Source organism: Mesocricetibacter intestinalis, assembly GCF_004363295.1.
Taxonomy (GTDB): domain Bacteria; phylum Pseudomonadota; class Gammaproteobacteria; order Enterobacterales; family Pasteurellaceae; genus Mesocricetibacter; species Mesocricetibacter intestinalis.
Genome location: NZ_SNYQ01000013.1, coordinates 1 through 22,087 on the forward strand (window position 1 = coordinate 1; position 22,087 = coordinate 22,087).

General features: G+C 46.6%; 20 protein-coding genes. 9 read left to right on the forward strand and 11 right to left on the reverse strand.

Annotation, left to right across the window (positions count from 1 at the left end; all coding sequences use genetic code 11):
* Positions 1–596: 596 nt before the first annotated feature.
* Positions 597–1,928 (reverse strand): NAD(P)/FAD-dependent oxidoreductase, encoded by a 1,332-nt coding sequence (locus EDC45_RS10065; RefSeq protein ID WP_133546000.1) that lies wholly within the window; start codon positions 1,926–1,928, stop codon positions 597–599.
* Between the two features lie 188 nt (positions 1,929–2,116).
* Here EDC45_RS10065 and nudC point away from each other — a divergent pair, with 188 nt between their 5' ends.
* The 6 genes from nudC (at position 2,117) to glmS (ending at position 7,952) form a co-directional block, all read left to right on the forward strand.
* Positions 2,117–2,920: an NAD(+) diphosphatase gene (nudC, locus tag EDC45_RS10070; protein ID WP_133546002.1), complete on the forward strand. Its 804-nt coding sequence runs from the start codon at positions 2,117–2,119 to the stop codon at positions 2,918–2,920.
* 28 nt (positions 2,921–2,948) lie between these two features.
* Positions 2,949–4,019: a uroporphyrinogen decarboxylase gene (gene hemE / locus EDC45_RS10075; protein WP_133546005.1), complete on the forward strand. Its 1,071-nt coding sequence runs from the start codon at positions 2,949–2,951 to the stop codon at positions 4,017–4,019.
* 2 nt (positions 4,020–4,021) lie between these two features.
* Positions 4,022–4,624 (forward strand): YjaG family protein, encoded by a 603-nt coding sequence (locus tag EDC45_RS10080; RefSeq protein WP_133546007.1) that lies wholly within the window; start codon positions 4,022–4,024, stop codon positions 4,622–4,624.
* A 170-nt stretch (positions 4,625–4,794) separates the two neighbouring features.
* A complete protein-coding gene (locus EDC45_RS10085) occupies positions 4,795–5,070 on the forward strand; it encodes an HU family DNA-binding protein (protein WP_011199367.1) in 276 nt (91 codons plus the stop codon).
* A 127-nt stretch (positions 5,071–5,197) separates the two neighbouring features.
* Positions 5,198–5,974: a DeoR/GlpR family DNA-binding transcription regulator gene (locus EDC45_RS10090; protein ID WP_133546009.1), complete on the forward strand. Its 777-nt coding sequence runs from the start codon at positions 5,198–5,200 to the stop codon at positions 5,972–5,974.
* Positions 5,975–6,119: 145 nt separating this feature from the next.
* Positions 6,120–7,952 (forward strand): glutamine--fructose-6-phosphate transaminase (isomerizing), encoded by a 1,833-nt coding sequence (gene glmS / locus EDC45_RS10095; RefSeq protein ID WP_133546011.1) that lies wholly within the window; start codon positions 6,120–6,122, stop codon positions 7,950–7,952.
* Between the two features lie 150 nt (positions 7,953–8,102).
* On the opposite strand, the gene pnuC is transcribed toward glmS, so the two are convergent.
* A complete protein-coding gene (pnuC, locus tag EDC45_RS10100; RefSeq protein WP_133546013.1) occupies positions 8,103–8,792 on the reverse strand; it encodes a nicotinamide riboside transporter PnuC in 690 nt (229 codons plus the stop codon).
* A gap of 236 nt (positions 8,793–9,028) precedes the next feature.
* Between pnuC and rapA the strand changes: the two genes are divergently transcribed.
* A complete protein-coding gene (gene rapA / locus EDC45_RS10105) occupies positions 9,029–11,938 on the forward strand; it encodes an RNA polymerase-associated protein RapA (protein WP_133546015.1) in 2,910 nt (969 codons plus the stop codon).
* Positions 11,939–12,333: 395 nt separating this feature from the next.
* The gene (gene gdhA / locus EDC45_RS10110) at positions 12,334–13,683 is read left to right on the forward strand and encodes an NADP-specific glutamate dehydrogenase (RefSeq protein ID WP_133546017.1); all 1,350 of its coding nucleotides are present in this window, start codon (positions 12,334–12,336) and stop codon (positions 13,681–13,683) included.
* A gap of 422 nt (positions 13,684–14,105) precedes the next feature.
* On the opposite strand, the gene purB is transcribed toward gdhA, so the two are convergent.
* Together purB and hflD are read right to left on the reverse strand one after the other, a co-directional pair.
* Positions 14,106–15,473, reverse strand: a complete 1,368-nt coding sequence (gene purB / locus EDC45_RS10115; protein WP_133546019.1) for an adenylosuccinate lyase — start codon at positions 15,471–15,473, stop codon at positions 14,106–14,108.
* Positions 15,474–15,490: 17 nt separating this feature from the next.
* Complete coding sequence (hflD, locus tag EDC45_RS10120) at positions 15,491–16,105, reverse strand: high frequency lysogenization protein HflD (RefSeq protein WP_133546021.1); 615 nt, start codon at positions 16,103–16,105, stop codon at positions 15,491–15,493.
* A gap of 185 nt (positions 16,106–16,290) precedes the next feature.
* Here hflD and EDC45_RS10125 point away from each other — a divergent pair, with 185 nt between their 5' ends.
* Positions 16,291–16,725, forward strand: a complete 435-nt coding sequence (locus EDC45_RS10125; protein ID WP_133546023.1) for a copper chaperone PCu(A)C — start codon at positions 16,291–16,293, stop codon at positions 16,723–16,725.
* A 9-nt stretch (positions 16,726–16,734) separates the two neighbouring features.
* Here the strand turns inward: EDC45_RS10125 and EDC45_RS10130 are convergent, their stop codons facing one another.
* From EDC45_RS10130 to nqrE, 7 genes are all read right to left on the reverse strand, one after another.
* Positions 16,735–17,157 (reverse strand): GNAT family N-acetyltransferase, encoded by a 423-nt coding sequence (locus EDC45_RS10130; RefSeq protein WP_133546025.1) that lies wholly within the window; start codon positions 17,155–17,157, stop codon positions 16,735–16,737.
* A 69-nt stretch (positions 17,158–17,226) separates the two neighbouring features.
* Positions 17,227–18,378, reverse strand: coding sequence for a tRNA 2-thiouridine(34) synthase MnmA (gene mnmA / locus EDC45_RS10135; RefSeq protein WP_133546027.1), 1,152 nt, complete (start codon positions 18,376–18,378; stop codon positions 17,227–17,229).
* A 138-nt stretch (positions 18,379–18,516) separates the two neighbouring features.
* Positions 18,517–18,723, reverse strand: coding sequence for a tautomerase family protein (locus tag EDC45_RS10140; RefSeq protein WP_133546029.1), 207 nt, complete (start codon positions 18,721–18,723; stop codon positions 18,517–18,519).
* Between the two features lie 22 nt (positions 18,724–18,745).
* Positions 18,746–18,994 carry a (Na+)-NQR maturation NqrM gene (nqrM, locus tag EDC45_RS10145; protein ID WP_133546031.1) on the reverse strand — a complete coding sequence of 83 codons (249 nt, stop codon included), beginning with the start codon at positions 18,992–18,994 and terminating at the stop codon, positions 18,746–18,748.
* 10 nt (positions 18,995–19,004) lie between these two features.
* Complete coding sequence (locus EDC45_RS10150) at positions 19,005–20,045, reverse strand: FAD:protein FMN transferase (protein ID WP_133546056.1); 1,041 nt, start codon at positions 20,043–20,045, stop codon at positions 19,005–19,007.
* A 203-nt stretch (positions 20,046–20,248) separates the two neighbouring features.
* A complete protein-coding gene (gene nqrF / locus EDC45_RS10155; protein WP_133546033.1) occupies positions 20,249–21,472 on the reverse strand; it encodes an NADH:ubiquinone reductase (Na(+)-transporting) subunit F in 1,224 nt (407 codons plus the stop codon).
* A gap of 15 nt (positions 21,473–21,487) precedes the next feature.
* The gene (nqrE, locus tag EDC45_RS10160) at positions 21,488–22,084 is read right to left on the reverse strand and encodes an NADH:ubiquinone reductase (Na(+)-transporting) subunit E (RefSeq protein WP_133546036.1); all 597 of its coding nucleotides are present in this window, start codon (positions 22,082–22,084) and stop codon (positions 21,488–21,490) included.
* Positions 22,085–22,087 lie beyond the last annotated feature (3 nt).

Sequence of the window (22,087 nt, forward strand, 5' to 3'; positions counted from 1 at the left end):
CGTAACGCCGATGGTAGTGTGGGGCTTCCCCATGTGAGAGTAGGTCACCGCCAGGTAGGAATAGAGAGCCCCGATAAATATCGGGGCTTTTTTTTTGTTTTAAAAAATCCTTAAAAAAAGCACCGCACTTTTAGTTATTATGGCCTTGTAAAACCACCCCACCCCGGCTTTGCCCTTAACGCTTTTTTTTCTGCGGTAATTGAGCGGATAAGCGAAAGCGCATCATAATTACCGCTTCCGTCCTTAAGGCGGTGTTTACCTTATTGGAGATAAAAGACTTCTTTCTCAATTTAGGATATAGGCGCTCTTGGTATCCGCCTCAAAAAAACTCGTACAAAAAACACCGCACTTTTTAATGAAATAAAGAGTATGAATAGTGGTGGCAACTATGGGAGCGGTTTTTTTTCTTTTCTATATCGGCGCAGATGTTTGTGCTGATATGTTGTTTGGCATAGGTGGGATAGATACTTGGTGCTCAGCGTTAAATTATTGCAGAAAAAGGCTTTTAGCGCTAAATGAGGGGGGAGATAAGCGAGAATGGTACAACAAGGGGAATAGCAAAAGACCGCACTTTATGCGGTCTTTGATTATATGAATTAATAGAGTTTTAATGATGGTCGGATAAAGCGATTAAGACGGCCGATTAAAATAATTAATCCGGTTTTAAAGCATCCGTGCAGTTTCTGCTGGTGTAAGCGGTATAAGGAAATATATGCCACTCGTGCCAAGCGGCCCTCTATAGTCATTGAACTTTTCTTACCGGTAGTAATGTTACCGAGCGCGGTAAATTTAGATAAAGAAACTAATGACCCCTTATCACGGTAGGTAAAATCCTTAAGTGGTTTATTATCAAACATGGCGACAATATTCTGGCCGCATAGGGTAGCCATTTGGTTTGCAGCCTGACCGCGCGGCGGTACCGGTGTACCATCGCTTTGCAGTAGGAAAGCGCAGTCGCCGATGGCGAAAATGCTGTCGTCCACTGTAGTCTGTAAGGTATTTTTGATATGAATTTGGTTGATACGATTCAATTCCAGCCCGTCAAACTGCTGTGTTACGGAGGAAATTCTGACACCGGCCGCCCATACCATAAGATCCGCTGAAATTTCTTGCCCGTCTTTGGTGGTTAAACCGTTAGGGGTGGCTTCCGTAATCATGGTATTGGTTTTAACGATAACACCGAGTTCTTCCAATTCTTTTTGTACCGAATTGGAAATTCGTTCCGGTAAGGCTGGTAATAGGCGTCCTCCGGCTTCAATTAGGGTTACTTTAAGGTGGCCGGGATCAATCTTACCGTAGCCGTAAGAGGAGAGATGCTGCGCCGCATTGAAAAGTTCGGCCGAGAGTTCCACCCCTGTTGCACCGCCGCCGACGATAGCAATATTTACTTTACCTTCTTCCACCAGTTTCTGTTTACTTTCGTCTTCACCGATTTCTGATAGGGCGTTGTTTTCAGCGAATTTTAAGAATAATTCAAGCATTCTGTGTTGAAAGCGTAATGCTTGATCCGGACTGTCCAGGAAAATACAGTTTTCCGCCACCCCTTTTGTTTTGAAATCATTGGATTTACTGCCGATAGCTAATACCAGATAGTCATAGGGAATACGACGGGCAATGACAATCATATCCCCTTCCAGCCCGTAAACAGGCGCCAGTTCAATATATTTATTCGTACGATCGATGCGGGTTACGGCGCCTTGTTCAAAATGAAAATGATGATTATGCGCATGGGCGCGGAAACTTACCGCATCAGTTTCTGCGTCAAGAACGCCGGTTGCCACCTCATGCAGTAAGGGTTTCCACAGGTGAGTTTGGTTGCGATCGATCAAAACCACATTAGCCTGTTGTTTACGTCCTAATTTATTGCCAAGGAAGGTTGCCAATTCAAGACCACCGGCCCCGCCTCCGACAATGACAATGTTTTTCATAAATTCTCCTAAATATTAAATAATCTTACAAAATCTTAACAATTATAATGAATTTTATACGGATTAGCTATGATTTAGCATAGGGGCATTTAAAGCATTTAACTAAACCCATGGTTTTCGTTTATAATGTAGCGGTTTTAATTCCTGAAAGAAAAAACTTTTTCTGTCATTTCAATAGGTAAGATAATATGCGGCAAATTAATGAGGACGATTACGGTTTTTGGTTACTGACTCGCGATTCCAGCATACATCTAAGGCATAATTGCTTACCTCATGGAAAGGCGAAAACATTATGTTTACAAAATGTTAAAGGAATGGTTATCGGTAGCTTAGACAATCAACCTTTGTGGTTGGTGGAGGAACAGGCGGATGATGAACTTGAGTATTTTTCATTGCGCGATCAGCTAACGTTACCGGAAAGAACCTTTAATTTACTAAATCGCGGCGTAGAGCTGAATTATTTTTTTAAAACTCACCGTTTTTGCGGTAAGTGCGGACATTCCACTTATATTAGTAGCGACGAATGGGCGGTGCAATGTGAAAATTCTCAATGCAATTATCGTGCTTATCCGGTGATTTGCCCTTCCATTATTGTTGCCGTGCGTCGTGGAACCCAGATTTTGTTGGCGAATCATGTACGCCATAAAGGCGGCATGTATACAACGTTGGCAGGCTTTGTCGAAGCGGGCGAAAGTTTTGAGCAAACGGTAGTGCGTGAAGTTTTTGAGGAAACCGGGATTAAAATTAAAAATTTACGCTATTTCGGCAGCCAACCCTGGGCATTTCCGAATTCGCAGATGGTGGGCTTTCTGGCCGATTATGCTAGCGGAGAAATTCGCTTGCAGGAAGCCGAAATTCATGATGCCAAATGGTTCGACTATAAGGATCCTTTGCCTGAATTACCGCCGCAAGGGACTATCGCATTAAAATTAATTCAGGCAACGCTGGCTTTATGCCGGCAGGAAGACAAAGCCGATGATAACGCCGAATAAGAGGCATAATTTATTAAGGAAAGAATTAATGACAGAATTAAAAAACGATCGTTATCTTAAAGCACTGCTACGCGAACCGGTAGATTTTACTCCGGTATGGATGATGCGTCAGGCGGGACGCTATTTGCCGGAATATAAAGAAACGCGTTTGCAGGCCGGAGATTTTATGTCCCTATGCCGTAATGCGGACTTGGCCTGTGAAGTTACCTTACAGCCATTGCGACGTTATGCCCTGGATGCCGCGATTTTATTTTCGGATATTTTAACCGTGCCGGATGCGATGGGGCTGGGATTAAGCTTTGGTGCGGGCGAAGGGCCGAAGTTCGCACATCCGATTCAGAATCAGCGGATGATTGATAATTTACCGATTCCCGATCCGGAGCAGGAATTGCAGTATGTAATGAATGCTGTGCGTACCATTCGACGCGAACTAAAAGGAGAGGTTCCGCTAATCGGCTTTTCCGGCAGTCCCTGGACGTTGGCAACCTATATGGTAGAAGGCGGCAGCAGTAAGAGCTTTACGAAAATAAAAAAAATGATGTATTGCGAACCGCACTTATTGCATAAACTGTTGGATAAACTTGCCGATGCCGTAATCTTATATCTTAATGCTCAGATTAAAGCCGGCGCTCAGGCGGTGATGATTTTCGATACCTGGGGCGGCGTTTTGGGTTTTCGCCAATATCCGGATTTTTCATTACAATATATGCATAAAATCGTTGAGGGTCTTATTCGTCAAAACGAATCGCGCCAAGTGCCGGTTACCTTATTTACCAAGGGCGGCGGGTTATGGTTGGAAGCGATTGCAGATACGGGTTGCGATGCGGTAGGCTTAGACTGGACGGTGAATCTTGCCGATGCCAGAATGCGCATCGGTCATAAAGTCGCCTTACAGGGCAATATGGATCCTTCGGTATTGTATGCGGGGGCGGATTATATCCGTCGGGAAGTGAAAAGTATTCTGGCCGATTTCGGCGAGGGCAGCGGCCATGTATTTAATTTAGGCCATGGTATTCATCAGGACGTGCCGACCGAACATCCAAAGATTTTTGTGGATGCCGTTCATGAATATTCACGCCAATATCATACAGCGAGATAAATATGAAGACAGCTTTTCGTAATCCGATTCACAAACGCTTAGAAAATTTACAAAGCTGGCAGCATATTACCTTTATGGCTTGTCTGTGCGAGCGAATGTACCCTAATTATCATTTATTCTGTCAGATGACGGAGCAACCTCGGAACAGTAAAATTTATCAGAATATTCTTAATCTGGTATGGGAATATCTGAGTGTTAAAGGGGCGAAAATAAATTTTGAACATCAGCTGGAAAAATTGGAAGATATTATTCCTGATGTAAATGAATATGACTTTTTCGGCGTCGTTCCCGCATTAGATGCCTGTGAATCTCTCTCTGAACTGTTGCATGCCATTATTGCCGGGGCGACGCTGGAACAAAGTGTGCGCATCAGCCGACTTTCCTTACAGACGGTGATCGCTTTGCTGGAAACCCAAACGGATCAGGAGTTATCGGAAGCTGTTTTAAAAGAGAGCGAAGAACTTCAGCAAGAGTTGGATATACAGTGGCAGTTGTATCGTAGTTTAAAAGAATGTGAAGAACGTGATATAGAATTGATCACGGATTTAAAAAACGAGTTAAGAAGCCTTGGCGTTTCCAATATCGGTATAAAATTTGAGCAATAAACGTGATATTTCTCTCAAAACATGAAGATAATTCTTTGCTTTCCCGCTAACTTAGATTAAGCTTTACCTGCTGTTATGAACAATGAACAGTTGAATAGTGTCGGTAAACAAAGTATAGCTTTATCTGAAGACTAATAAACTTAATAAACAATTAGAGAAGGTACTAATTTATGAACAAAACGGATTTGATTGATGCGATTGCCAGTGCAGCGGAATTAAATAAAAAACAAGCCAAGGCTGCATTAGAAGCAACTTTAGATGCCATTACAGCAAGCTTAAAAGCTGGTGATTCGGTACAATTAATTGGTTTCGGTACATTTAAAGTCAGTGAACGTAAAGCACGTACCGGTCGTAACCCGCAAACCGGAGCGGAAATCCAAATCGCTGCTTCTAAAGTGCCGGCTTTCGTATCCGGTAAAGCATTGAAAGATGCGGTAAACGGTTAATTACCCTGACAAAATATTATTCTGAAACCCTGCTTAAAATTAAGCGGGGTTTTTTATTTACATTCCTTTCCGGTTTCTATAAAATTACGAACCGAAATTTAATTCTTCCGTTAAGAAAATTTATTTAATGAAACGAAACTTTAGAGCCAGAAACACCCAACAACGACGCCATGCCATTATGCAGCTTTTACAGCAGCAGGGAGAGGCGAGCGTTGAACACCTGGTTCAGCAGTTTGAAACCTCGGAAGTTACTATTCGCAAAGATCTCGGCGCACTGGAAGCAAGCGGTTTTTTACTGCGTCGTTACGGCGGAGCGGTACTGATGCCGCAGGAGTTTATTGAAGAGAGTTGCGAAGAAAATATTTCGAAGCAAAAGTTATCTATTGCTAAAGCGGCGGCGGAGCTTATTCGTGATCATAACCGGATTATTATCGACAGCGGCAGTACCACTGCGGCACTGATTAAACAACTGAATCGTAAACAGGGATTGGTGGTTATGACAAACTCGCTGTCGGTGGCGACGGAGTTGCGCCTGTTGGAAAACGAACCTACTTTATTGATGACCGGCGGAACCTGGGATACCCGCTCCGAATCCTTTCAGGGCAAAGTGGCGGAGCAGGTTTTGCGTTCCTATGATTTTGACCAGCTTTTTATCGGGGCGGACGGAATCGATTTGGAACGCGGAACCACAACCTTTAACGAATTGCTCGGCCTAAGCCGAGTGATGGCGGAAGTTTCGCGCGAAGTTATCGTTATGGTGGAATCGCAGAAAATCGGCAGGAAAATGCCCAATTTGGAATTAGTCTGGGGTCAGATCGATTTATTGGTTACGGATAAAGGGTTAAGCGCCGAAGCCAAATCGCTGATTGAGGCGCAAGGGGTTGAAGTGCTGATTGCCGCTTAAAGGGGATAGCGACACGAAAGATAAGCGTTTTAGAGAATGATAATTTAGCAAAAGAGCGGTTGAAAAACAGAAAGTTTTTTGACCGGTACAAAGAAATCAATTGATTTTATCTGAATGATTTTTGATCAGCAAAAAGGAAAAAACTATGTGTGGTATTGTCGGCGCGGTTGCGCAGCGTGATGTGGCTGAAATTTTGATCGACGGTTTACACCGTTTGGAATATCGGGGTTATGACTCCGCCGGAGTTGCGGTTTTAAGCGCCGGACATGAAATGCAAATTGTACGCCGTGTCGGTAAGGTTAAAGCCCTGGAAGATGCGATTGCGGAAAAACCCTTGTTGGGGGGAACAGGCATCGCCCATACCCGTTGGGCCACTCATGGCGAGCCTTCCGAGGCCAATGCTCATCCCCATCGTTCCGGAAATATTGCCGTAGTACATAACGGTATTATCGAAAACTATGAAGAGTTACGTGAGGAGCTGCAAAAACGCGGTTACCAATTCCATTCACAAACAGATACCGAAGTGATTGCCCACTTGGTGGCCTGGGAATTACGCACGGCGGATAATCTGTTAGATGCGGTACAGAAAGCCGCAGTTCAGCTCCGCGGTGCCTATGGTACGGTAGTTATGAATCAGGAAGAACCGGAGCATTTAATAGTAGCCCGTTCCGGAAGCCCGTTGGTTATCGGGTTAGGCGTCGGTGAAAACTTCCTCGCTTCCGATCCTCTGGCCCTGCTTAGCGTTACCCGCCGCTTTATTTATCTTGAAGAAGGTGATGTTGCGGAGATTACACGGCGCAGCGTCGATATTTATGATCGCACAGGACAAAAGGTTGAACGTGAAATCCACGAAGGAAACTTTGAACAGGACGCAGCGGATAAAGGCCAGTATCGCCACTATATGCAGAAAGAGATTTTCGAACAGCCGGTGGCTATTATGAATACTCTGGATGGTCGTATCAGTAACGGAAAAGTGAATATTGAAGCTATCGGACGCAATGCGGCGGAAATTCTGAAAAAAGTCCGCCATATTCAAATCGTTGCTTGCGGAACCTCCTATAATGCCGGCATGGTTGCCCGTTACTGGTTTGAATCTATCGCAGGGGTAAGCTGTGATGTGGAAATCGCCTCCGAGTTCCGTTACCGTAAATTCGTTACCCGCCCGGACAGCCTGCTGATCACCTTATCGCAGTCGGGAGAAACGGCGGACACACTGGCTGCTTTGCGCCTTGCTAAAGAAAAAGGCTATATGTCGGCAATGACTATTTGTAACGTGGCCAGTTCTTCTCTGGTACGTGAGTCGGATTTCGCATTTATGACTCGAGCCGGCGTGGAAATCGGGGTGGCTTCGACCAAAGCCTTCACGACGCAGTTAACCTGCCTGCTACTGCTGAATGCGGCGATTGGTCGCCTGCAGGGAACGCTTTCCGAGCAGCAGGAACTGCATATTGTGCAGGCGCTGCAACGTTTGCCGGCACAAATTGAAAACACCCTGGTATTTGATAAAACCATTGAAAAACTATCGGAAGACTTTGCGGAAAAGAGCCATGCTTTATTCCTCGGTCGCGGCGAGTATTATCCGATTGCAATGGAATCCGCACTGAAATTAAAAGAGATTTCTTATATTCATGCGGAAGCCTATGCGGCGGGTGAATTGAAGCACGGTCCTTTGGCTCTAATCGACAGTGATATGCCGGTGATTGTGGTGGTGCCGCAAAATGATTTATTGGAAAAAGTGAAATCAAATATTGAAGAAGTTCGCGCCCGCGGCGGTCAGCTCTATGTATTTGCCGACAATGATGCGGGTTTCAGTGAGGCGGACGGCTTTAAAACCGTAATCCTGCCGAAAGTTGACGAAGTAACGGCGCCGATTTTCTATACGGTACCGCTACAGCTATTGTCCTATCATATCGCCCTGATTAAAGGCACTGATGTGGATCAACCGCGTAACCTGGCGAAAGCCGTTACCGTGGAATAATGCTGAAATTAGTCGGGGCATAAATTTAAAAACGGCATCTAAAAATGCCGTTTTTTTGTTTTAGGCGAACAGAAAGGGACTCGTACTTTATTTCCGTTTATCCTCCGAGATTTTAGCAGGGATAAGCAAGGATTTTGAAAGGGAGGTTTCCTATTTCTTACTCAGACGCGACCAGTTCCAGTAACCGTAGATTGAATTAATCAAATAGCTGGAGAACATAATATACATTGCCGGTGTTTCCGCCCACAGAAAAATGGAAAAGATATTCAGCGCTATCCAGAGCAGCCATTGTTCCCGATAGCGCAGGATCATCAGCAATTGAGCGGTAAAGGTAATAATTGTGGTCAGCCCGTCCAGACCGGTGGAGCTGCCGCCCGCACGGTTCAATATTTCAATAAAGCCCAAGGTGGAAACCGCCATCAGCGCCAGCATAATAATCCAGCCTTTCAGGCTTAGAGCCTTGGCGATAACCGACTCGTTGCCCTGCCCGTCATTTTGCATATTGGCTTTCCACATAAAATAGCCGATAAACTGAGCCGGAATATACACATAAAGGGTCGTGTTCATCTCGCCGAGGAAATTATTGCCCCAGGCCACATAAAAGTAGGTGTAAGCGAAGATCAGACCGAAAAAATAGTTACTGATTTTTCCCTTACTGACGAATACTACGCAAATCAGTCCGGCAATGCCTGAAATCATGGCTAACCAAGAATCCGGATTTTGCGTATAGGCCCAGATCTGCGCGGCGACAAAAATACTTAGCCATAAAACTTCAAATGCTTTCCAGCCACCGAAAAATTCTTGTTTAATTTGTGCGATAAGATGTTCTTGTTTGCTCATCTTATTCACTCCTTCGTCTTATCCGTTAAAAAACTCCTTCATTTTCACACCGCACTTTTGTTTAGTCAACCATAAGCTACATTATTTATTTTTAACTACTGATTTTAATGATTTTTGTGGTATATAAAATTCATTTATTTTTATGCGGAATAGGGCTAAAATAGCCGCCTTTTTCTTGATATAAAGGAATCGGGCCGTTCCGAATGCCCGGAAACAAAGAGCAGTAAAGGTTTTTTATGTCATTTCAAATCGGTCAGCGCTGGATTAGCGAAAGTGAAAGCGAATTAGGCCTGGGGCTTATCGTCGGTGTTGATGTGCGACGGGTAACCATTTTATTTCCAGCCGCTCAGGAACAGCGGGTCTATGCAAAAGCGGCGGCACCGCTAATCAGGGTCAGCTTTCAGGTGCAGGATATTATCACTCATCATGAAGGATGGCAGGCGAAGGTTCTTGAGGTAATGGAAAATAACGGTCTGCTAATTTATCAGGGGGAACGCTGCGATAACGGTCAGCGGATTGTGCTGGCGGAAACAGAACTGGCACAGCGCATAGCCTTTGGTAAACCGCAGGATAGGCTATTTGCCGCCCAAATAGATCGTAGCGATCGCTTCGCGCTGCGTTATCGCAGCCTCTGTTATCAGCAGGCGCAGTTCCGTTCGGCGTTGCGCGGTTTGCGCGGCGTAAGAGCCGGTTTGATCCCGCACCAACTGCATATTGCCCGAGAGGTCGGGCGCCGTATTGCTCCCCGCGTCCTGCTGGCGGACGAAGTGGGATTAGGAAAAACCCTTGAAGCGGGCATGATATTACAGCAGCAACTTTTTTCCGGCAGGGTAGAGCGGGTATTGATTATTGTACCGGAAAATCTACAGCACCAATGGTTGGTGGAAATGCTACGCCGCTTCAATCTGCATTTTTCCTTATTTGATGAGGCGCGTTGTACGGATTTTGAGGGGACGGAAGAAGAGGAAAAGCCCAATCCCTTCAGTTCGGAAAGTATGATTATTTGCGCGCTGGACTGGCTGCTGGCTCGTCCGGAACGAGCAGAACAGTTATATCGTGCCGAGTTTGATTTATTGATTATGGACGAAGCCCATCATTTGAGCTGGACGCAGGGAAAACCGAACCGAGCTTATGCTCTGGTGGAAGGGCTGGCGCATAATATCCCTGCCTTATTATTGCTGAGTGCAACGCCCGAGCAGTTGGGGCGGGAAAGCCATTTTGCCCGTTTACGCCTGCTTGATCCGCACCGTTTTCATGATTATCAGGCGTTTCTGGAGGAACAGCAGCAATATCGCCCGGTAGCGGAGGCGGTACAGGCGTTATTAAAGGATTCCGTACTCGACGAAAGACAGAAAAAGGTGCTGGCGCAGCTGTTAGCGCCTCAGGATAGCGAGCTACTCTTGAGCCGTATTGATTCGAATGTCGATGAAAATAAGCAAATGCAGGCGAAACAACAATTAATTCAGCGCCTAATTGATCGCCACGGTACCGGACGTCTGCTGTTTCGCAATACCCGCCGGGGGGTAAAAGGTTTCCCGCGCCGTATTTATCGACCGATCAGCCTGGAAATGCCGCAGCAATACCGCAATGCCGCCAGAGTAATGGCGCTGCTCGGTGAAAAGGTGGAGGAGGCGCTGTTTTATCCGGAGCGCCTGTTTCAGCAAATCAACCCCGATGCCGAATGGTGGTGTTTTGATCCGCGTCTGGATTGGTTAAGCGCCTTTCTGAAGAGTGTGCGGCAGGAAAAAGTGCTACTGATTTGTCGGCATGCGGACAGCGCCGTCCAATTGGCGCGGGCATTGCGGGAGAAGGAAGGAATTCATGGCGCATTATTCCATGAAAATATGTCCCTCACCGAACGGGATCGCGCGGCGGCTTACTTTGCCGAAGAGGAGTCCGGCGCACAGATTCTGCTTTGTTCGCATATAGGTTCCGAAGGACGCAATTTCCAGTTTGCCAGTCATTTGATTTTATTTGATCTGCCCACCCATCCGGATTTATTGGAGCAGGCTATCGGACGTTTGGATCGTATCGGTCAGTGCAAAGATATTCAGATTCATGTTCCTTATTTTGCCCATAGCGCACAAAGTATCCTGGCTCAATGGTATCATCTTGGCCTCAATGCCTTTGAAGCCACTTGCCCGGCGGGCGCCCTATTGTTTGAAAAGTGCGGTCAAAAATTACAAAGTTTTTATCGGCACCCCGATAAACTCGAGGGATTCGATGCCTTGCTCGAGGAAACCCGCAATGAACGCTTAAGTTTACACAACGAACTGGAAAGGGGACGGGATCGCCTGTTGGAGATACATTCTAACGGCGGTGCTGCGGCACAGCAGCTGGCGGCGGATATCGCACAGGAAGAGCAGTCCCCGGCATTAAGCGAATTTGCCCTGAATTTATTTGATCTTATCGGTTTGGAGCAAGAGGACAGCGGAGAAAAATCCATTTTGATCAGCCCTTCCGCCACCATGTTGGTACCGGATTTTCCCGGACTGAAGGAGGAAGGACTGAATATTACCTTTGATCGACAACTGGCCTTGGCACGTGAAGAGCTGGAATTTATCAGTTGGGATCATCCTTTGATCCGACAAGGGCTGGATTTAATCTGCGGCGGCGATATCGGCAAAACGGCGGTGGCGCTATTACCGAATAAAGCATTGCCGCCGGGGACCATATTGCTCGAATTAATTTACTGTGTGGAAGTTCAGGCACCGAAACAATTGCAGCTGAGCCGTTTTCTGCCACCGACGCCGATACGCTTGCTGTTAGATGCAAAGGGTAATGATTTGGCCGAAAAGGTCGCTTTCGAAGGGCTGGAAAAGCAGCTGAAACCGATGAAGAAAAATAGCGCCATCCAAATCGTAAAAATGACAAAAGAACGGATTCTTGGCCTGATTGCGGAAGCGGAGAAAAATATGGCGCGACAATGTCGCCAAATTTGCGCACAGGCAGGGGCCGAAGCACAGCTTCAGCTCGGGGCGGAACTGGAGCGCCTACAGGCCTTAAGTGCGGTAAATAAAAATATTCGCCCGCAGGAAATACAAAGCCTGGCCCGGCTCAAGGAACAGTCCTTGGCGTTAATTGAACAGGCGGTATGGCGGTTGGACAGCCTGCGTTTAATCCTAACCAATAATGAGCCGCGCTAAATTCTTTTGCTATTTTGCAGTTGCAGTGGCGCTGATCGCTGATAAAGAAAAGCGCATCAGTAAGCGCCGAGGCGCTATGGGAAAATAGCCAAAAGGAAATATTTTTAATGCCGGAATTTATTCCGGCATTTCATTTTTTGTGGGAACCAAGAGTCTTTTGAGGCGCATATTTTTTCCGGAAACCCCTTAAATGTTTTATCTAAATTAGATTGCGTTTAATAAAAATATATTTATGTTAAATATTTTTTAGTATTTAGTGGTTTGTTTGATGTTTTTGTAAAAATAATTGCTATTTAATTATATTTTATTGCATATTAATTCCGAGCCGTATAAAACGGCATAAACCTATAATAAATTGCAAACATTAACATCATACAACAGAAGGAAAGCTTATTATGTCCACAGTTTCATCATTAGAAACCTTTTTACAGGGGGTTGCCGCCCGCGATGCCCATCAGCCCGAATTTTTACAGGCGGTTCGGGAAGTGCTAACTTCTATCTGGCCTTTTCTGGAAGCTAACCCGCAATACCGTTCCGAAGCCCTGTTGGAGCGACTGGTGGAACCGGAACGTGCGATTCAGTTTCGAGTGGCATGGACGGATGATAAGGGACAAATTCAGGTCAACCGCGCTTTCCGTGTTCAGTTCAACAGCGCTATCGGCCCTTTTAAAGGAGGAATGCGTTTTCATCCGTCGGTGAATTTATCCATCTTAAAATTTTTAGGTTTTGAGCAAACCTTTAAAAATGCCTTAACCACTCTGCCCATGGGCGGCGCGAAAGGCGGTTCCGATTTTGATCCGAAAGGAAAATCCGATGCGGAAGTGATGCGCTTCTGTCAGGCTCTGGTTGTGGAATTATATCGCCATATCGGGCCGGATACCGATGTACCCGCCGGTGATATAGGGGTCGGCGGACGGGAAGTGGGCTACCTGGCCGGCATGATGAAAAAACTGTCCAATCAGTCCGCCTGTGTTTTTACCGGACGCGGTCTTTCTTTCGGCGGCAGTCTGATTCGTCCGGAGGCCACGGGTTACGGTTTGGTGTATTTTGCCCAGGCGATGTTGGCGGAAAAAGCTCAATCCTTTAAAGGGAAAACCGTGTCCGTTTCCGGTTCCGGCAATGTAGCCCAATATGCAATTGAAAAAGCGCTGCAGCTGGGCGCAAAAGTGGTTACCTGTTCCGACAGTGGCGGCTATGTATATGATGCGGAAGGGTTCGATGCGGAAAAATTAGCCGCTCTGATGGAAATCAAAAACCAGCAACGGGGCCGGGTACAGGATTATGCGCGGAAATTCGGTTTGCAATATGTGGCGGGGGAACGACCTTGGGGCGTGAAAGCGGATATTGCTCTGCCTTGCGCTACTCAGAACGAATTGGATATTCAGGATGCCGAAATTCTGATTGCCAACGGAGTCCAGCTGGTGGCGGAAGGCGCCAATATGCCGACTACGATCGAAGCCACCGAAGCCTTACAGGCTGCGGGTGTTCTGTTCGGGCCGGGTAAAGCGGCCAATGCCGGCGGTGTGGCTACTTCGGGGCTGGAAATGGCACAAAGCTCTCAGCGTTTATACTGGACGGCGGAAGAAGTGGATAAAAAACTGCATGATATTATGTTGGACATTCATGCCAATTGTAAAAAATATGGTACCCTCGCCGGCCAAGAAAATATCAATTATGTGGTCGGTGCGAATGTGGCCGGGTTTGTGAAAGTGGCGGACGCCATGTTGGCGCAAGGGGTTTATTAAGCGAACCGCTTTGTTTTTCCCACAGGACTAAGCTAAGGGTAAAATTCTCCAGGGAATTTTCGAACCGCACTTCGACAAGAAGTGCGGTTGTTTTTTTTCCGATTTTCTAGGCCCCCTATCCCTAGGGAAACAGGCAAAAACTCGGCTGAAAAATACCGCACTTTAGTTTAACTTGTTGATCCGCTTATTCGCCGTTTTATATTCTCTATGCGGCTATTATGGCGCAGCATGATATTTCCGCCCATTTTCCTAGCGCTATTTAAGTTTCGCCCTGATGCTAGGGAAAGTGAGTCGGTGAGTCGGTGAGTCGGTGAGTCGGTGAGTCGGTGAATAGGTGAATAGGTGAATAGGTGAATAGGTGAATAGGTGAATAGGTGAAGATAAGGCGAAAAAGAAAGGCGCCCTCAGGCGCCTAAATGTGATCAGAGCTTTTCAACCAATTGAATTGCCGCCCCTATATAGGTTGCCGGGGTCAGCTGCTGTAAACGGGCTTTTTCCTGAGCCGGAATATCCAGTTTTTCGATAAATTCGTGCATGGCCTGTGCGTCCACGCGCTTACCGCGGGTCAGCTCTTTTAATTTTTCATAAGGCTTTTCAATGCCGTAACGGCGCATTACGGTTTGGATTGGTTCGGCCAATACTTCCCAGTTTTGATCCAGTTCGTCGCGCAGATGCTGTTCGTTTACTTCTAGTTTGCTGATGCCTTTGCGCGTGGCGGCGTAAGCGATTAAGCAATAGCCTAAGCCGACCCCGAGATTACGCAATACGGTGGAATCGGTTAAATCGCGCTGCCAGCGGGAAACCGGCAGTTTGGAACCCAGATGCGCCATAACCGCATTTGCCAGACCGAGGTTACCCTCGGAGTTTTCAAAATCGATAGGATTAACCTTGTGCGGCATGGTGGAAGAACCGATTTCTCCGGCAATGGTACGCTGTTTAAAGTGATTGAGTGCGATATAGCCCCAGAGGTCGCGATCGAAATCAATAATAATGGTATTAAAACGGGCGATATTATCAAAGAATTCGGCAATATAATCGTGCGGTTCGATTTGCGTGGTGTAGGGATTCCAGTCGATACCTAAAGAGGTTACGAATTCTTGGCTGAAACTATGCCAGTCAATATGGGGATAAGCGGACAAATGGGCGTTGTAGTTACCGACCGCCCCATTGATCTTACCTAAGATTTCAATTTGCTGTAACTGGCGGTACTGACGGCGCAGGCGATAAACCACATTGGCCATTTCTTTTCCTACGGTCGTTGGCGAAGCGGGCTGACCGTGAGTACGGGATAATAGCGGAATCTCTTTATATTCGTCGGCCAAACGCGCAATTTCTTCGATCAACTTATTCCATTCCGGTAACAATACTTCTTCGCGCGCGGTTTTCAGCATCAGAGCATGGGAAAGATTATTAATATCTTCCGAAGTACAGGCAAAATGGATAAACTCGCTGACCGCCGCCAGCTCCGGTAGGGCTGCGCTTTTTTCTTTCAGAAAATATTCTACCGCTTTCACGTCATGATTGGTGGTACGCTCTATTTCTTTGATCCGCTGCGCATCCTGCAGAGAGAACTCGCTGACAATTTTGTTTAGGTAATCGTTTGCCTGAGCGGACAAAGCAGGCACTTCGGCGATTTGTGCAGTAGCCGCCAATTTTTGCAGCCAACGGACTTCAACGGTAACGCGGAAGCGTAATAAACCGAACTCGCTGAAAATACTGCGCAGTGCGGCGGCTTTGTCCTGATAGCGTCCGTCGATAGGGGAAAGGGCGGTCAATGCGTTAAGTTGCATATTGAAATAACTCCATATTAAAGGGAAGAATAAATTTGTTGTGCGCAGGCGGCAATTTTTGCGCGGGAAAACAGCAACTGCCATTTTGAACCGCCGAGCTGGCGCCATAGGATCGCCGAGCGAATGCCCGCCAGCAAACAGGCACGGATTCGGTTATGCATACTGAGCTGCTGTAAATATAGCGGAGAACCTTTTACTTGAATTTTAGTGCCGAGGGGGCTGATAATTTCCACATACATTGCCGCCAGGGAAGAGAGGATCTGTTCGCTTTGTATCTCATAATGCGCCAGCTGGGTAGGCAAATATGCCAGACGTTGTGCCAATTGGGATTTGGCTTCGGGATTTTTATCCAGCTTGCCCGCCAGCGCCAGCAGCCCCAGCCAGTAGCGGGTTAAATCCTCCGCTTGGCCTCCCAGCTGATTCAGCAATGTGCCTAAGCCCAGGCTCAGATTTTTCTCTTCGCCGCCGTAAACCTCCAGGGTGTTTTGCGGGGCGGTTTGCAATAAGCTGTGTAGGGAAACCTTTAATGCCTCTTCGTTCGCCGTACCGCTTTGTGCGAATTGTTCCACCAGTTTGGCCGATTGACAGACGCCGGCCAAAGCTAAGGTGATTTCATAATAATTGGTTGCCATATTCCGAGCCGAATAAACTAATAAACGGGTCATAATATAGCATTTATTGCATATTTTTAAAAGTTATCAGAAGGGCGTCGAGGGGCTATAATAGGGCGTTTATTCTTTTTCGCGGAGGAGAGAAAATGTATCTGTATAGCTTATTCGGGGAGAGTGGCCGAGCGTACCGACGGCATAGCCCTGTTATGTTTCTTTTTAAAGGGGCGCTGAAAAAAACTTGGCGGTTTTTGACCGCACTTTTCTTGACCGCATTTTACGCCTTACCGCTACAGGCCGCTATGGAAGTGAGCGGGGTGAGTGTTTTTGCCGTCGAAGCCCATCAACCCACAGCGATTTTCATGAGATTGCATAATCTGGGGGAAGAAGGGGTAAATCTGGTTATGGCGGAAAGCGACTTAAGTACGCGCTTGGAGCTGCACGGTTCCCGCCAGGGGCATATGCACGCATTGAATGCGATTGAGATTCCGGCGCAAGCTTCGGTAGAGCTTAAACGCGGCGGCCTACATATTATGTTGTTTGATGTGGAGAAAACCCTGCACAAGGGCGAATCTATGCCGTTGACCCTGTACTTTGATAACGGCGAAGTGATTAAAACCGCGGCACAGGTTATTGGCGACTAGATTTTTCTTTTACAGGCATTTAGAAAAATAATTCAACTTGTTCTGCAAGATCCAACCGGATTTTTGCCAGAATTCGGTGGCGGCTTCATTGCTTTTAAAGGCAAGCAAACGTCCTTTGCTTATTCCTTTTTGGCGGAGAATCTGTTCCAGACGGCTTAATAAAGCGCTAGCGATTCCCTGCTTTTGATAAGCGGCAGCCACAGCCACATGATAAAGGGTGGCGCGTCTTCCGTCGAAACCGCACATAATAGTGCCGACGATTTCTCCCTTGATTAGGGCGATATAATTCAGTTCGGGGTTGGCGGCAAGAAATGTGGCAATCGCTGCGGGGCTATCGTCTGTCGGATTCAGATCCATTCCCTCAATTTCGCACCAGAGGTTATAAACTTGCGGATAATGTTGCGGCTGCATCGGTAGAATTTTAATTGACATAGGCTGTTTTTTTAGGGAAAAAGGGAAAAAGACTTTGGCCGGCAATCTGTTCGTTACCGGCCAAGGTGCTTATTTGATTTGGCGTTCGATAATAGCGCCACCGAGGCAAACTTCATCCTTGTAGAACACGGCGGATTGTCCCGGCGTTACCGCAATCTGCGGCTGCTCGAAGCGGACTTCTAGGCTACCGTCCTCGAGGGGGATAAGTTGGCAGGGAATATCGTTCTGACGGTAACGGGTTTTTACCGTGCAATGCAACTTCCGGTTAAGAGGTTCGCGATCCACCCAGTGTAACTGGCTGGCGATTAAACCGGAAGAAAGCAGTGCGGAGTTATCCTGCCCCTGCGCCACGATAAGCACATTATTGACAAGATCTTTCTCCACTACATACCAAGCGTTTTCATCTTTACCTTTAATTCCGCCGATACCCAGCCCTTTGCGTTGCCCCAGGGTATGGTACATCAGGCCCTGATGACGACCGATAATTTCTCCTTCCAGGGTTTTGATATCGCCCGGCTGCGCCGGTAAATAACGGGCCAGAAAATCACGGAATTTACGTTCGCCGATAAAGCAAATACCGGTAGAGTCTTTTTTCTTGGCGGTAATCAGCCCCAATTCTTCGGCAATTTTACGTACCAGCGGTTTTTCCAGTTCACCGACCGGGAATAAACTCTGGGCCAACTGAAGGTGGCTGAGGGTATACAGGAAATAGCTCTGATCCTTATTATTGTCCAGACCGCGCAACAATTGAGTTTTTCCCCCCATATCACGCCGGCGCACATAATGGCCGGTGGCAATATAGTCGGCGCCGAGATCTTCGGCGGCATATTCCAAAAAGGCTTTAAACTTGATTTCTTTATTGCACAGAATATCGGGATTTGGGGTACGCCCCGCTTTATATTCCTGCAGAAAATGTTCAAAAACATTATCCCAGTATTCGGCGGCAAAGTTTATTTTATGTAAGCGAATACCAAGTTTGTCGCATACCGCCTGGGCATCGGCCAGATCGGCGGCGGCGGTACAGTAATCCGTATCGTCGTCTTCTTCCCAGTTTTTCATAAACAGGCCTTCAACCTGGTAGCCCTGCTCCAGCAAAATATAGGCGGAAACCGAGGAATCTACGCCGCCCGACATACCGACGATCACTTTTTTCCTCCCGTTTTCCGCCAACCGTTCGGTACTCAGAGCGGGAAAATGTTGTAGGTAGCTGTTTGATTTCATTCTTTTCTCCGGCACAAAAGTGCGCTGGTTTTATATGGTTTTCCGGTATTATATAACAGTTACGCAAAGGGGATTTTTCATATTTGCGTATTGCCGATAATGCCGGATTTTGATTTTATTTTAAGCTTTACGACGGGGTTATTTTTGCTTACGCCGTTCCGTTACGCTTTCCCCGCCGATACCCCAATTATCCGTATCCACTTCGTCGATAATGACCATGGTCGTTTGCGGATTTTTGTTCAGCACCCTTTGCAGTAATTCGGTAACCCCGCGGATTAATTCCGCTTTTTGCTGTGGGGTAGGCGCCTCTTTACCGCCGGTAAGTTTAATATTGACATAAGGCATAGGTTATTCCTCCGCAACCTGCTTATTTTACTTCATAGAAGCGATCCGTATCTTTGTTAAAGCGCGCCAGTTCGGAGGCGTCTACCTCTCCTTCGGCCACTTTGCGTTTCAGATTATCGCAGGGTTCTTCGCAGTCGCAGACTTTTTTCAAGCCCAAAGAGCTGATACCGCCGCAGCTGCCGGTAATGGATTTGCGTTTTACGATATAGCCGAGCGACATACCGAAAATCACGAGAATAAAGATAATAAAGGTAACTAAAAATAAATTCATGGCAGCTTCCTTATTGGTTTGGGTTCAGATGACGTTGAAATTCGCTGGACATTTTGGTTTCAAATCCCCGTTCCGTTTTGATAATCAGATAAACGGCTAATTTTTCCTGTTCTGCAATCTGCAAGGCTTTTTCTTCTCCCAGCACGAATAAGCCGGTGGATAAGCCGTCGGCGCTCATGGAGGTTGGCGCCAGCACGGTAACGGAAGCCAGGTGGTGCTGAATCGGGTAGCCGGTATTAGGATCTATTTCATGTGAAAAGCGGGTGCCGTTTTCTTCAAAATAATTACGGTAATTGCCCGAGGTGGCCATAGCCGCATCTTTCAGCCCGAAGATTTGTTCTACCGTTCTGGTGCCGTCGAATTCCGGTTTTTCAATGGCTATTTGCCAGTCTTTATTTTCAATATTTTTACCCTTAGCCCGGATTTCGCCACCGATTTCGCTCATATAATTCTTGACCCCGATACTTTCCAGATAATCCGCGGTTTGATCCACACCGAAGCCTTTGGCGATGGAAGAGAGGTCTATATAAAGCTGCGGAACCGACTTTTCAAGGGTAAATTGGCCATTCCGTTCCTGTAGTCTGAGTTTATCTATTCCCACCCAAGCCTGACGTTCGGCGATTTGTTCGGGGGCGGGCTGTTGGTCGGTTCGTTTTTCCGGGCCGAATCCCCAGAGGTTCACTAAAGGGCCTACAGTAACGTCCAGGGCGCCTTCGGTCAGCCGATTAATACGGATAGCCTCTTTGATTACCTTGGCTAAATCGGCGGAAATTTCAACCGGGGTATTGATTCGACGATCCTGGTTGAAGCGGCTTAATTCCGAGCTGGGAATATAGGTGGACATTTTATTGTTAACGTCCTTCAGTAAGGCTTCTATCTGTTCGTGAGCCTGTTCGGGCGTTTGTTTTAATTCGCCGTCATCAATATATTTAATATGATAAGTGGTTCCCATGGTTTTGCCGCTTAAGGTAACGATTTCCGGCGCTTTTTTGCAGCCGGCCAGTAGCAGGGCAAGGATTGCCGGCAGTAACCAGCGAAGAGGGCGTTTGATTTTCACTATGTTGTCCTTATTGGAAGAGAAATGATGAACAATATGGGATTGTGCTTTTGTTTTAATATATCCTTGAATGCTCAGGGGCTTCTGATAATTTGTTGCTATTGTACCCAAATAGGCGTGAAGACAAACAAATTATCGGCAGCTCCTAAGACTAAAAGCGGTCATTTCTGACCGCTCTTTTTGTTTGCCGAAGGGGATTAACCGCCGAAGTCGTCTAATAAAATATTTTCGTCTTCAACGCCTAAGTCTTTCAGCATTTTGATTACTGCGGCATTCATTACCGGCGGTCCGCACATATAGTATTCGCAGTCTTCCGGTGCTTCATGATCTTTCAGATAGTTTTCATACAGCACATTATGAATAAAGCCGGTGTAACCCGTCCAGTTATCTTCCGGTAACGGATCGGACAGAGCAACATGCCACTGGAAGTTGTCGTTTTCGGCCTGCAGCATATCGAAATCTTCTACATAGAACATTTCACGCTTAGAACGGGCACCATACCAGAATGACATTTTACGTTTGGAGTGCAGACGTTTCAGCTGATCGAAAATATGCGAACGCATCGGCGCCATACCTGCACCACCACCGATAAAGACCATTTCCGCATCTGTTTCTTTGGCGAAGAATTCACCGAACGGCCCTGAAATGGTTACCTTATCACCCGGTTTTAGCGACCAGATATAGGAAGACATTTGTCCCGGCGGTACGTCAGGCTGACGCGGCGGCGGGGTGGCAATACGCACGTTCAGCATAATAATGCCTTTTTCTTCCGGATAAGAGGCCATGGAATAAGCGCGTACTATAGGTTCGTCCACTTTAGAAACATAACGCCAGAGGTCGTGTTTGTTCCAGTCTTCGTGATATTTTTCCGGCACGTCAAAATCTTTGTAGTGCACCGTATGAGGCTCGGCTTCGATCTGAATATAACCGCCGGCACGGAACGGAACTTCTTCGCCTTCCGGGATAGCCAGTTTCAGCTCTTTGATAAAAGTTGCCTTATTATCGTTGGAGATAACCGTACATTCCCATTTCTTGACACCGAAGATTTCTTCCGGCAATTCGATCTTCATGCTGTTTTTCACATTGACCTGACAGGACAGACGATAGCCTTCTTTGGCTTCCCGCTTGGAAATGTGGGAAAGTTCGGTCGGCAGAATATCACCGCCGCCTTCTACCACTTTTACCACACATTGGCCGCAGGAACCGCCGCCGCCGCAAGCGGAGGAAACGAAGATACCTTTACTTGCCAGAGCACCGAGTAATTTTCCCCCCGCAGGTAAGCTAATCGCTTTTGCCGGGTCATTATTTATTTCGATTGTGATGTCCCCTGAATTTACCAGTTTTGACTTAGCGAACAGAATAATGACGGCTAAGGCCAAAACGATAACGGTAAACATCGCAATTCCGAGAGTAATTTCCATGTAAAACGCTCCTCTCTACAATTGAATACCAGAGAATGACATAAAGCCTAATGCCATCAAACCAACCGTGATAAAGGTGATACCTAAACCACGCAATCCTGCAGGAACATCTGCGTATTTCATTTTTTCCGTAATTCCGGCCAGAGCGACAATGGCAAGCATCCAGCCCGTACCGGCACCTAGACCGTAAACAATGGACTCGGAGAAGGTATAATCACGTTGAACCATAAAGGATACGCCACCGAAAATCGCACAGTTTACGGTAATTAACGGCAGGAAAATACCGAGCGCGTTGTAAAGCGCCGGGAAATATTTATCCAGTATCATTTCCAGAATCTGAACTAAGGCGGCAATTACACCGATAAAGGTAATAAAGTTAAGGAAACTTAAATCGATACCTTCCACTAATGCGCTGTCTTTAAGAATCAGGGTATAAACCAACTGATTCACCGGCACGGCAATTCCCAATACTACAATAACGGTAATACCCAGACCGAATGCGGTGGAAACTTTCTTGGAAACGGCAAGGAAAGTACACATTCCGAGAAAGAACGCAAGCGCCATATTTTCGATAAAGACCGATTTAACAAATAAGCTAATATAATGTTCCATAGA